General features: G+C 20.0%; 10 protein-coding genes. 7 read left to right on the top strand and 3 right to left on the bottom strand.

Annotated elements, in window-relative coordinates; translation table 11 throughout:
* Window positions 1-5: 5 nt before the first annotated feature.
* The gene (locus tag H0H34_RS01685; RefSeq protein ID WP_238785439.1) at window positions 6-1115 is read left to right on the top strand and encodes an enolase C-terminal domain-like protein; all 1110 of its coding nucleotides are present in this window, start codon (window positions 6-8) and stop codon (window positions 1113-1115) included.
* Window positions 1072-2118, top strand: a complete 1047-nt coding sequence (locus tag H0H34_RS01680) for an AMP-binding protein (RefSeq protein ID WP_238785438.1) — start codon at window positions 1072-1074, stop codon at window positions 2116-2118. Before H0H34_RS01685 ends, H0H34_RS01680 begins: the two co-directional genes overlap by 44 nt.
* Here H0H34_RS01680 and H0H34_RS01675 read toward each other — a convergent pair.
* Entirely contained in the window at window positions 2107-3333 is a 1227-nt protein-coding gene (locus tag H0H34_RS01675; protein ID WP_185873091.1) for an NADP-dependent isocitrate dehydrogenase, read from the bottom strand. The genes H0H34_RS01680 and H0H34_RS01675 overlap by 12 nt on opposite strands.
* 109 nt (window positions 3334-3442) lie before the next feature.
* On the opposite strand from H0H34_RS01675, the gene H0H34_RS01670 reads away from it, so the two are divergent.
* From H0H34_RS01670 to H0H34_RS01660, 3 genes are read left to right on the top strand one after another with little or no spacing between them, the layout of a single operon-like run.
* Window positions 3443-4279: a serine O-acetyltransferase gene (locus H0H34_RS01670; RefSeq protein WP_185873089.1), complete on the top strand. Its 837-nt coding sequence runs from the start codon at window positions 3443-3445 to the stop codon at window positions 4277-4279.
* Window positions 4280-4285: 6 nt separating this feature from the next.
* Window positions 4286-5194 carry a cysteine synthase A gene (gene cysK, locus H0H34_RS01665; protein ID WP_185873087.1) on the top strand — a complete coding sequence of 303 codons (909 nt, stop codon included), beginning with the start codon at window positions 4286-4288 and terminating at the stop codon, window positions 5192-5194.
* Window positions 5195-5214: 20 nt separating this feature from the next.
* Window positions 5215-6825: a diflavin oxidoreductase gene (locus H0H34_RS01660; RefSeq protein ID WP_238785437.1), complete on the top strand. Its 1611-nt coding sequence runs from the start codon at window positions 5215-5217 to the stop codon at window positions 6823-6825.
* Between the two features lie 29 nt (window positions 6826-6854).
* Here the strand turns inward: H0H34_RS01660 and H0H34_RS01655 are convergent, their stop codons facing one another.
* Complete coding sequence (locus H0H34_RS01655) at window positions 6855-9179, bottom strand: transglycosylase domain-containing protein (protein WP_185873083.1); 2325 nt, start codon at window positions 9177-9179, stop codon at window positions 6855-6857.
* A gap of 400 nt (window positions 9180-9579) precedes the next feature.
* Between H0H34_RS01655 and coaD the strand changes: the two genes are divergently transcribed.
* Window positions 9580-10059, top strand: a complete 480-nt coding sequence (gene coaD / locus H0H34_RS01650) for a pantetheine-phosphate adenylyltransferase (RefSeq protein ID WP_185873568.1) — start codon at window positions 9580-9582, stop codon at window positions 10057-10059.
* Window positions 10060-10067: 8 nt separating this feature from the next.
* On the opposite strand, the gene rnr is transcribed toward coaD, so the two are convergent.
* On the bottom strand, window positions 10068-12023 hold the full coding sequence (gene rnr, locus H0H34_RS01645) for a ribonuclease R (RefSeq protein WP_185873082.1): 1956 nt from the start codon (window positions 12021-12023) through the stop codon (window positions 10068-10070).
* A gap of 136 nt (window positions 12024-12159) precedes the next feature.
* Between rnr and H0H34_RS01640 the strand changes: the two genes are divergently transcribed.
* A complete protein-coding gene (locus H0H34_RS01640) occupies window positions 12160-12954 on the top strand; it encodes a glycogen/starch synthase (protein WP_185873081.1) in 795 nt (264 codons plus the stop codon).
* The last annotated feature ends 29 nt before the right edge of the window (window positions 12955-12983 follow it).

Raw genomic sequence — 12983 nt, 5'->3', positions numbered from 1 at the left:
ATATTTTGATATTTTATTTAATTAAAAAAAAATTTTTTTTTAAAAGTGGAATACGTAATTCAATTACTAATTTTAATGTAAATACAATTTTTTTTTTAGTTTTAAAAAAGGATAATAAAAATATAGGTATTGGAGAGTGTAATCCATTATTGACAATAAATTATAATAATGAGAAATTAAATGATATAGAAAATAATATAATAAATTTATTTAATTATAATAATATAAATTTTAATTTTTATCGAAAAAAAATATTAAATCCATATATTTTATTTGCATTTGAACAAATGTTTCTTTTTTTTAAAAAAAAAAAATTCCCAATTTTATACAATTCTAATTTTACTAAAGGAAAAATTGGTATACCAGTAAATAATTTAATATGGTTAAAAATATATAAAAATTTTAATAAAAAAAAAATATTTAGTTATATAGAAAATAATATATCTAATGGATTTTTATCTTTAAAAATTAAGATAGATAAAAAATCATTTGATTACCAATATCATATTTTACTTCTTATACATAAAAAATATCCATTTTTACAAATTAGGTTAGATGCTAATGGATGTTTTTCTGATTTAAATGAGACAATTTTTTTTACAAAAATATTAAAAAATATAACATCTATATATTATATTGAACAACCAATTCCTAGAGGGAATTTTAAAGAAATGAAAAAAATATGTAAAAAATCTATTATTCCAATAGCATTAGATGAAGAGTTAAATGGAATAATAAAATTAGAAAAAAAAAGAAATATATTGGATTTTATAAAACCTCAGTATATAATAATAAAACCTAGTATTAATGGTGGTTTTTCAGAATCAGAAGAGTGGATTATTGAAGCAGATAAAAGAAATATAAAATGGTGTATTAGTTCATCTTTAGAAAGTAATATAGGAATTAATGCTATCTCTCAATGGACGTTTTTAATGATTAATAAATATAAAAAAAATAATTTATATTATCATGGACTAAATACATTTGATGTATATAAAAATAGCAATTTATTTCCTATTTTTTTTAGAAAAAATGGATTTATGTGGTATAATAATAAAATTATAAATTTTTATGAAAAAAAATCTATTGAAAAAAATTTGGATAGATTTTTCTGAAAAAAAAAATTTTTTATATTTTGAGAAATATAATTATAATTGGATTAAATCAATTACTCTTTTTTTAAAAGAATGGAAAAATGATTCTTCTTTAATAGAAGTAACAACATCTGGTAGTACAGGATTCCCTAAGAAAATTTTTTTAAAAAAGAAATATATGGTTCATAGGGCTATAAAAAGCATTAAATATCTAAATTTAGATAAAAAAAATAATATAAAAGGATTATTATGTTTATCTCCAAATTTTATAGCATCTAAAATGTTATTAGTTCGTGCAATGATTTTAAATTGGAAAATATTATGTGTTTATCCATCATCTAATCCCTTAGAAGAAATTAAAGATTATAGATTTGATATTGCGTCTATGGTTCCTATCCAAATATTTTTTAGTAAAAAATATTTAAACAATATAAAAAATATTCTTATTGGAGGATCTAATATAACAAATTTTATTGAAAAAAAATTACAAAATATTACTACAAATTGTTATTGTGTATATGGATTAACAGAGACTTATGGACATATAGCATTAAAACTAATTAATGGATTAAATAAAGACAAATATTATAAATCTTTAAATGATGTTACACTTAGTATAGATAAAAGAAATTGTTTAAAAATTCATTTTCCAGAAATGAATAATATGTGTATTCAGACAAATGATATTGTAGAATTAAAATCTAGTAAAACTTTTAATTTGATCGGAAGATATGATAATATTATAAATACTGGAGGTATTAAGATTATACCTGAATTATTAGAAAGTAAAATAGAACCATTTATGAATGAAAGAAGATTTTTTATATCATCTATTAAAGATGATATTTTTGGAGAAAAAATAATATTAGTCATTGAAGGTAATTTTTTTGTAGTTAAAATACCAAAATTTATTTTTAAAAAAAAGTATTTTTTTCCTAAAAAAATATTTTTTGTATCAAAATTTGAAGAAAATTTTATAGGAAAAATAAAAAAAATTAAAATTGTAAATAATTTAATAACCTAATTTTTTTTGTAAAAAAATTTTTAATTTTTTAATAAAAGATTTTGTATCTAAATATTTTAATTCATTATTTTTTTCTGTTAAAAAAAATAAATCTTTAGTCATATTTCCTCTTTCTACAAATTCTTTACATGATTTTTCGACTGTTTCTGAAAAAAATTTTAAATTTTTATTTTTATCTAAAAAAGCTCTATGTTTTAATGCCTGTGTCCACGAAAATAATAATGCTATAGGATTTGTTGAAGTAATGATACCTTTTTTATATTTTCTATAGTGTCTAGTTATAGTTCCATGTGCTGCTTCAGATTTAAATGTTTTTCCATCTGAAGTTAATAAAATAGAAGTCATCATTCCTAATGAACCAAATCCTTGGGCAATACAATCTGATTGTACATCACCATCGTAATTTTTACATGCCCATATAAATCCTCCATTTGATTTAATGACTTTAGATACCATATCATCTATTAAATAATGTTCATATTTTATATTTAATTTTTTAAACTTTGATTCAAATTTAGATTTGTATAGATCTTTAAATATATCAACATATTTACCATCGTAATATTTAAGAATTGTATTTTTAGTAGATAGAAAAAGAGAATATTTTTTATATATTGAATAGTTAAAACAAGAAAGAGCAAAGTTATATATAGATTTTTCTGTATTATACATTCCCATTCCAATTCCTGGAGATTTAAAATGATGAATTGTAAATTTTTTTTCATTATATTTACTTAAATCATCTGGTATAAAATGAATATATAATTTTCCTTTATTTTCTATTGAAAAATCAACAGAATCATATTGATCAGCATAAGCATGTCTAGCTATACATATAGGATTTTTCCAATTTTTAACAAATTTAGGAATTTTGTTTATAATTATAGGTTCTCTAAAAATTGTTCCATTTATTATATTTCTTATTGTTCCGTTTGGAGATTTCCACATTTTTTTTAAATGGAATTCTTCCATTCTTTTCTTATCTGGAGTTATTGTTGCACATTTTACACCTACATTATATTTAATTATAGCTTTAGCTGCATCAATTGTTATTTTATCATTAGTATAATCTCTATTTTTTAATCCTAAATCAAAATAAATTATTTTAATATCTAAATATGGATAAATAAAATATTTTTTTATATATCCCCATATAACTCTAGCCATTTCATCTCCATCCATCTCAACAATAGGATTGTCAACTTTTATTTTCATTTTATTTTATATTTTTTTTAAAGAATTGAAATAATTATTGATATAATTTTCATAAATTTAATAAAATCTTAGTTAATTTTTAATTAATTAAATTTTTAGTATCTTTTTTATGATAAGTAATTTAGATTTTCCTAGAATTCTTTTTAATAAAAATAAAAAAAGAAAAAAAAATTTTCCTGATAAAATCAAATCAAAATTATTTGTAGACAAATTATTTCATATACTATTTACTCCTGATCAATCATTATTGATCGATGAATTTTTATTTGTGGAAAACTATAATAATTTGCATGATATATTATATTCTATTCTTATAGAATTAGATATTTCAGAAAAAAAATCAAAAATATTTTCTGATCTTTTTTTCAAAGAACTTCCAAATATTTATAAATTATTATTATTGGATGCTTATTCTATATTGGAATCAGATCCTGCAGCTACCTCAATAGAGGAGATATTTTTAACTTATCCAGGTTTTTTTGCAATAGCCTTATATAGAATAGCCCATCAATTATGGAATCATAATATTCCAATTATTCCAAGATTAATAACAGAATATGCTCATAGTAAAACTGGAGTAGACATTCATGCATCTGCAAAAATAGGAAAATCATTTTCAATAGATCATGGAACTGGAATAGTAATAGGATCAAGTACTAAAATAGGAAATAGAGTTAAAATATATCAAGGTGTAACACTTGGAGCTATTTATGTTGATAAAAAATTATCTAATATAAAACGTCATCCTACAATAGAAGATAAAGTAACAATTTATTCTGGAGCAACTATTCTTGGAGGAAAAACAGTTATAGGTCATGATAGTATATTAGGAGGTAATGTTTGGATTACTAGAAGTATTCCTCCATATTCTATAGTTTATCAAAAAAGTGAAGTAAAAATGAGAAATAATAATTATTTTCCAGATCCTATCAATTTTACAATATAAATCATAATGAAAATAAATAGTATTTTAGAATCTATTGGTAATACTCCTCACCTTCGTCTTAATAAATTATATCCAGAACATAATGTTTGGATAAAATTAGAACGAAATAATCCAGGTGGTAGTATAAAAGATAGAATAGCACTATCTATGATAAATGATGCAGAAAAAAAAGGAATTATTAAAAGAGGAGATATTATTATAGAACCGACGTCTGGTAATACTGGGATAGGATTATCTATAGTCTCTTCAGTTAAAGGATATCGTTTAATATTAGTAATGCCAGAATCAATGAGTCATGAAAGAAGAAAATTATTTTCTATTTTTGGATCAAAATTTGTTCTTACTCCTAGAGAAAAAGGTATGAAAGGTGCTATAGAAAAAGCAAATGAATTAGTAAAAATTATACCTAATTCTTGGATTCCTAGTCAATTTGAAAATATATCAAATCCAATAATTCACCAAGAGACTACTGCAAAAGAAATTGTAAAATCTTTTCCTAAAGGAATAGATTATTTTATAAGTGGAGTTGGAACTGGAGGTCATATTACTGGAATAGGAAATATATTAAAAAAAACGTTTCCAAAAATAAAAATTTTTTCTGTAGAACCTATTGAATCTCCAGTTATATTTGGTGGAATCCCTAATAGTCATGAAATACAAGGAATAGGAGCAGGATTTATTCCAACTATTTTAAATAAAAAATTATTAAATGGTACTTTATTAGTATCTAAAGATGAATCATTTAATTTTGTTAGAAAATTAGCAAAAAAAGAAGGATTATTGGTTGGGATATCCACTGGTGCATCTATAGCTGCTATAAATAAAAATATAAATAATTTTTCTAAAAAATCAACAATACTTACAATTAATTATGATACTGGAGAAAGATATATATCAGTTGATGATTTATTTTAATTTTTTAAAAAATTATGTTAATGGATTTTAAAATATTATATGATTTAATTAAAGCTTCTTCTAAAGAAGAACTTATCTGGATAAATGGTTATATATCTGGAATTCTATATAAACTTTCAGAAAATAAAAAATGTAATGATGATATTATTACATTAGTTTATTCTAGTGAAACTGGTAATGCAAAAAATTTAGCATTAAATATTTATAAAAGAATTAATGAAGAAAAGTTTAATATTAGATTATTTGATCTTAAAGATTATTGTTTATTTGAGTTAAAAAAAGAGACTTATTTATTAATAGTAATTAGTACTCATGGTAGTGGAGAACCTCCTGAATCAGGAAAAGAATTTTTTAATTTTATTCATAATAAAAATATTTATATAAAAAATATTAATTATAGTGTTTTAGCTTTAGGAGATAAATCATATAATACTTTTTGCAAAGCTGGAGAAGATATAGATAAACGTTTAAAATTGATAGGAGGTAATAGAATTATAGAATTAAAAAAATGTGATGTTTTTTATGAAAAAGAGTCAGAAAAATGGATTAAAAAAATTATAAATTTTTTTAAAGAAAAGAAGTATAAAAAAAAAATATCAAATTTTAATAAAAATAATATTGGTTTAGTACATAAAAATATACTACTTAATAGTAATAAAAATAAAAGTATACATCATATAGAATTTTGTGTTTCAAATGAAATAAAATATTCTCCAGGAGATGCAATTGGAATTTATCCTGAAAATGATTCAGAAATAGTCCATAAGATTATGAAATTATTTAATTTAGATATTATAAAAAATAATGATATCTTTTATAAGTTAAAAAAGAAAAAAGATATATATAATATACCTATAAAATATTTTCAAAATTATAACGAAAAATTTTTTCCTAACTTACAAAGTTTAGATATTTTTACTATAATAGAAAATTTTTCTTTATTAAATAATAAAAAATTTATAATAAAAAATTTAATAAAGATTATGAATCCTATAAAACCTAGACTATATTCTATATCTTCTTCTTTAAAAAAACATTTTAATAAAATACATATAACTGTATTGTTAAAAAAATATAATTTACATAATAAAATTAAATATGGTAATTGTTCAAATTTTTTATCTAAATTAAAAAAAGGAGATAAAATAAATTTTTTTATTTACAAAAATAATTTATTTAGACTTCCTAAACCTGATAAGGATATTATTCTTATAGGTCCCGGAACAGGAATAGCACCTTTTAGATCTTTTTTATATGAAAGAGAATCAATAAATGCATCAGGAAAAAATTGGTTATTTTTTGGAAATCAATATTATAACCATGATTTTTTATATAAATCAGAAATAGAAAATTGGAAAAAAAGTGGATTGTTACATAATGTTCATTTAGCTTTTTCTAGAGATCAAAAAAATAAAATTTATGTACAAGATAAAATATGGGAAAATAGAAAAGAATTTTTTAATTGGATAAAAAATGGATCATACATATATATATGTGGAAAAAAAACACCAATGAGTATAAATGTGGAAAAAATAATTCATTGTATTATAAAAAATATAGGTAAAGAAGATCCTAAATTATTTATAGAAAAAATGAAAAAAAATAAAAGATATTTAAAAGATGTTTATTAAAAATTATTTTATAATTAAATAAAAAAATTTTATTCTTCTTCACTAAAATCATTATAATCAGTATAATTATTGTCATAATTATCATCATAATTTTTTTTATGTAATTCTACATTATCTTCTATACTTTCTATAATTTCATTATTATCATATTTTTTACTTTTTTTATTATTATAATTATTATTTTCTTCACATTCATCCCAATTAAATTGATAGTTTTTAGGTTTTTTAAATATAATTTTATAATCATATATTAGTTTATGGTCATTATATAAGTATTTTATATAATGAGCCCATATAGGTAATGCCATGCTTGCCCCCTGTCCTAATTTTATATCATTAAAATGAGAAAATCTATTTTCCCATCCAACCCAAATTCCAGTAGTTAAATTAGGTATTATTCCTATAAACCATCCATCAGAATTATCATTTGTTGTCCCAGTTTTTCCGGCAATATCGCCTTCAATATTATATTTTTGTTTTATTCTTTTTGCAGTCCCGTATTTTATAACTCCTTCCATCAAATCTAACATTATATAAGAAACCTCTTTATTAAAAACTTTTTTTCTAAAAAAATCTTTATTAATAACAATTCCATTTTTATCTTTTATTTTTATCAAAATAGTAGGTTTACTATATAATCCGTTATTAGAAAAAGTGTTAAATACTCCAGTCATTTCATATAAAGTTAAATCAGCAGATCCTAATGCAATAGATGGATGTTCTGGAATAACAGATTTTACTCCCATTTTTTTTGCTAAATCAATTACTGGTTTAGGAGTAATTTGTGCTATTAAACGAGCAGATATAGTATTTACTGAATAAGCTAAACCATCTTTCAATGTCATTAATCCTCCGTATTTTCCATTGTAATTTTTTGGATACCAATTTCCTAGTTGGAATTTTTCATTAGATATTTTTGTACAAGGATTATAATTAAATTTACTGATTGCAGCAGCATATAAAATAGGTTTAAATATTGATCCAACTTGTCTTTTAGTTTGATAAACATGATCATATTGAAAATGATCAAAGTCTATACCTCCTACCCATGCTTTAATATATCCAGTAGATGATTCTATTGAAAGCATTCCTGCTTGTATAATACTTTTTTGATAACGAATAAAATCCCAAGGAGAAATTTTTATTTTTTTTGTTCCATTCCAAGTAAATATTTTAATATATTTTATTTTTTTAAATTTTTTAATAATTTTATTTTCTGATAATCCTTTTTGTTTTAATTCTTTATAAAAATTAGTTCTTTTCATTGCAGAAATTAGTATTCTTTTTGTTTTATCTTTAGAAAGATTTGAAAATGGTGCATTTATATTTTCTTTTTGAAAAGAATCAAATAATAATTGTAATTTTTTTAGATGTTTTTTTACAGATTTTTCTGCAAAATTTTGCATTTTAGAATTAATAGAAATATATATTTTAAGTCCATCAGAAATATTTAATTTAATTCCTGTTTTTTCTTTGTACTTATATAGTAAATCTTGAACTTCTTTTATTAAAAATTCTTTATAATATGAAAATAATTCTGAATCATTTTTTTGCATACTAAATTTTATTTTAATAGGTTTTTTTGATTCGTAATTATATTGATCATTATTTAAAAAATTATATTTTTTCATTTGATGTAATACTAAATTTCTTTGTTTTTTTGCTCTATTAGGGTAACTTTTTGGATTATATAAAGATGGATTTTCAAGCATTCCTATTAGTAAAGCACATTCCCCTAAATTAAGATCTGAAATTTTTTTATTAAAATATGTACGAGCAGCAGTACTAATTCCTTTTGCATTATACAAGAAATCAAACTTATTACAATACATTGTAATAAGTTCCTCTTTAGTATAACGTTTTTCTAGTTCAATAGCCATTATCCATTCTAAAATTTTTTGATGAATTCTTTGAATTTTATTTTTTGCGGATGTTCCAGTAAAAAGAAGTTTTGCCAATTGTTGAGATATAGTACTACCTCCTCCTTTTTTTCCAAAAGAAAAAATAGCTCTAAGAAGTGATTTTCCATCAATTCCAGAATGTTCTCTAAAACGTATATCTTCTTTAGCTAATAAAGCATTTATTAAATTGTTAGGTAATTCTTTATAACTTATTAAAGTTCTATTATCAGAAAAAAATTTACCTAAAAATTTTCCATTAGAATCATATATTTTTGATCCAGTTTCTATATTTGGATTATCTATTTCTTCAGATTTTGGTAGATCTCCTAAGTATCCTTTAGATGCAGAAAAAATAATTAAAAATATACTACTTATAATTAGAAAAAATAAAATCCAAAAATAAATAATAAATAAACGAAAATAATAACTTTGTTTATAATTTTTTTTATTCACGTATGTAAAAATTATTTATATTATTACACGTGATAATATTTTTTTAATATTTATAAATAATTAAATTTTAATTTTTAGATAAATATATTGTTAATACTATCCTATTTTTACAATATAGTTAGGATTTTTTATGTAAAAAAACTATATTTTTTAAAATCGAAATAATAAAATTTTTTTATTTTAATTTATTACATAGATATAATTTTATGAATTAAAAATGTTTTTAATTTATATTTTTTAAAAAATTTTTATTAAAAATTTATTTTATATTCAGATTTTACTTCTATTAAGATTATTGTTTTTTTGATTATATAAAACGTTATTAAATAAATTTTTTATTTTTTTTAGTCGAAAAATTCTAAAAATTTTTATAGATTTATAATATGATATAATAATGAAAATATTAAAAAAAATAGCTGTGTTTCCTGGTACTTTTGATCCAATAACTTTAGGTCATTGTGATATTGTAATTAGATCTTTAAATTTATTTGATAAAGTAATTGTTGCTATTGGTGATAACTCAAGTAAAAAAAATATGTTTTCTATAAAAAAAAGAAAAAAATGGATACATGATTCTTTTTTAGAATATAATATTTTTAATAAAATAGAAATAGACTCTTTTAAAGGATTAACTATATCTTTTTGTAAAAAAAAAAAAGTAAAATTTTTATTGAGAGGAATTCGTAATCAATTTGATTTTGAATTTGAAAAAAATATTTTATTTGTAAATAAAATTTTGGAAAAAAAATATAATATTGAAACTGTTTTTTTATTTTCTTCTTATGAAAAATCGCATATTAGTTCTTTTTTTGTAAGAAGTATCATAAAAAATGGTGGTGATTATACATTATTTGTTCCTCAATCTGTAAGAATAAATTAAAATATTTTTTATTTTTTTATCCAGTTTAAAATAATTCTTTTTTTTTCTAAATCTATATTTATTAATTTTACTTTTACTTTATCTCCTAATAAATAATAATTTTTTTTATTTTTACCTATTATACTATGACCATTTGGATCTAGAGTGTAACTATCTTCTTTTATATCACGTAATTTTATCATTCCTTCTGTTTGAAACTGTATTATATCAATGTAAACCCCCCATTCTGTAAATCCAGTTATAACTCCATCAAATTCTTTTCCTAAAAAATTTTTTAAAAATTTTATTTGTATATATTTTAAAAAATCTCTTTCAATATCTATGGCTACACGTTCCTTATAACTACAGTATTGTGATTGTTTTTCGTAAAAATCTACGGATTTTACTTTTTTATTTAATAAATAATTATTTAATAATCTATGAGCTATTATATCAGAATATCTCCTAATAGGAGAAGTAAAATGAGTATAATAAATAAAAGATAATCCATAATGTCCTATATTTTTTGTTGAATATTTAGCTTTATTCATAGAACGTAAAATTAAATTTTCAATCATATTTTGTTCAGGTTTACCTTTTATTTTTTTTAATAAATGGTTTATAGAATCTTTTATGTTATTTAAATCTAAAAAATAACCTAAAGGTTTTATAATTTTTTTTAGAACAAAAATTTTTTCGTAATCTGGTTTATCATGTATTCTATATATATATGGTTTCTTTGTTATTTTATTACTTACAAATTCTGATACTTTTTTATTAGTTAGTAACATAAATTCTTCTATTATAGAATGAGCTTCATTATTTTTTTCTAAAACTATAGATTTTGGATTATTATTTTTATCCAACTTAAATTTTGCTTCAATTCTATCTAAAAAAATAGATCCATTATTTAATCTTTTATTAATTAATTTTTTAGATAATAAAAATAAAGTATTAATTTCTTTATAAAAAAATCCTTTTTTTTCATTTATTATTTTTTGTACTTCATCATAAGTAAATTTTTTATCAGATCTTATAATTGTTTTTCCAATCCAACTTTTTAATAATTCTCCTTTTTCGTTAATATTAAAAATTACAGAAAAACTTAGTTTATCTTTTTTAGGTTTTAAAGAACAAAGTTCATTAGATAAAATATTAGGTAACATAGGTATAACTTTTTCTATTAAGTAAATAGATGTATTTCTTAAGTACGCTTCCTTGTCTAATTCACTATTTTCTTTAATAAAATATGTAACATCAGATATATGAATACCTATTTCCCAAATTTTATTATTAATTTCCCTAATTGAAATAGCATCATCAAAATCTTTTGCATTACTTGGGTCTATAGTAAATGTATTAATATTTCTCATATCTTTTCTTAATTCTAATTTAGAATTCAAAATTCCTTTTGAAAATATTTTTTTTGCTTCTTTTTCTATATTTTTAGAAAATTTATAAGAAATATTATATTCTTCCAATAAAGAATAAAGTTCAGTTTTATATTCTCCAACTTTTCCAAATACTTTTAATATTTTTCCTAATGGATTTTTTAAATTTTTTGGCCAAGAAGTTATCTCAACTAAAACTTTATAATTATTTTTATATTTTTCTGATTTAATTTTTGGTATATTAACAATAATTTTATTGCAAACAATAAAATTATTGTTTTTTGGATTAAAACAATAGTCTTTATAATTTTTTTTTAAAATACCAACAAACTTTTTTGTTTTTCTTTTTAATATTTTTATTATTTCTCCTTTTATTTTAATTTTATTGATATTTTTTTTAAACTTAACTTTAACTGTATCTCCCTCTAAAGATCTATTAATTTTATTTTTAGGAATAAAAATAGTTTTATTATTTTTTTTTATTTTTACAAAAGCATAACCTTGATTTGTTATATTAATTATGCCATTACTATAATTATAATTATTACGATTTTTTTTAAAATTAATTTTATTATTTTTGTTTTTTAATTTCATAATTAACAAAATTATTTATATATCTTAAAAATTTTTTTTAAAATTTAATTTTTTTATATCCATAAATTGGATATTATTTTTTATATTTGCAGTTATCCTTTTTTTTATATATTTCAAAAATAAAATCCTTAAAAAGATGACAGGTAAACGCATATTATATGTTTCTTCATATTTGTTTCCTTTTTCTTCAAAAAATTCAATTTCTTTATCAGTTTCAAAAACTATTAAATTTATGCAATCTGTAGGAAATGATGTACGGATATTTATGCCTAGATTTGGAATAATAAATGAAAGAAGACATCAATTACATGAAGTAATTCGTTTGTCAGGCATGAATTTAATTATTAATGATGTATATCAATCACTTTTGATAAAAGTAGCTTCTATTCCTGATGTCAGATTGCAAGTTTATTTTATAGATAATGAAGAGTACTTTAAAAGGAAAGCTATTGATAAAGATGAAAATGGTATCTTTTTTGAAGATAACGATGAAAGAGCTCTTTTTTTTGCTAAAGGAGTATTAGAAACTGTTAAAAAATTAAATTGGAAACCAGATATTATTCATTTATATGGATGGATTAGTTATTTTATTCCATTATATATAAAAAAATATTTCAAAAATGAGATTATATATAAAGAAACGAAAATAATTTCCTCTATTTATAACAAATTATTTAATGGTATTCTTAACAAAGAAATAATAAAAAAAATAAAATTTGATGGAATTGAATCTAAAGAATTAGATCTTTTAAAAAATCCAAATTATATTAACTTAACAAAGTTATGTATATATTTTTCTGATGGAATAATAAAAGGAGATATTTCATTTGAAGATGAAATAGAAGATTTTATAAAAAAAAATAAAATATTGAAATATTCATATTCATCATCAGATGAAATAGAAGCTATTTATAAACAATTTTATAAATAATGAATAAATTTTTAAAAAATATTTATAAT

The organism is Blattabacterium cuenoti (genome assembly GCF_014252375.1).
Classification (GTDB): Bacteria; Bacteroidota; Bacteroidia; order Flavobacteriales; family Blattabacteriaceae; genus Blattabacterium; species Blattabacterium cuenoti_AH.
The sequence above is the reverse complement of the archived record's forward strand: the minus strand, read 5'-3'. Positions and strand labels throughout refer to the sequence as shown.

Excerpts from the sequence above, each read along its gene's own strand:
- cysK (WP_185873087.1), top strand. The coding sequence starts at position 4,286 with ATGAAAATAAATAGTATTTTAGAATCTATTGGTAATACTCCTCACCTT.
- H0H34_RS01680 (WP_238785438.1), top strand. The coding sequence starts at position 1,072 with ATGAAAAAAAATCTATTGAAAAAAATTTGGATAGATTTTTCTGAAAAA.
- rnr (WP_185873082.1), bottom strand. The coding sequence starts at position 12,023 with ATGAAATTAAAAAACAAAAATAATAAAATTAATTTTAAAAAAAATCGT.
- H0H34_RS01660 (WP_238785437.1), top strand. The coding sequence starts at position 5,215 with ATGGATTTTAAAATATTATATGATTTAATTAAAGCTTCTTCTAAAGAA.
- H0H34_RS01640 (WP_185873081.1), top strand. The coding sequence starts at position 12,160 with ATGACAGGTAAACGCATATTATATGTTTCTTCATATTTGTTTCCTTTT.
- H0H34_RS01675 (WP_185873091.1), bottom strand. The coding sequence starts at position 3,333 with ATGAAAATAAAAGTTGACAATCCTATTGTTGAGATGGATGGAGATGAA.
- H0H34_RS01670 (WP_185873089.1), top strand. The coding sequence starts at position 3,443 with ATGATAAGTAATTTAGATTTTCCTAGAATTCTTTTTAATAAAAATAAA.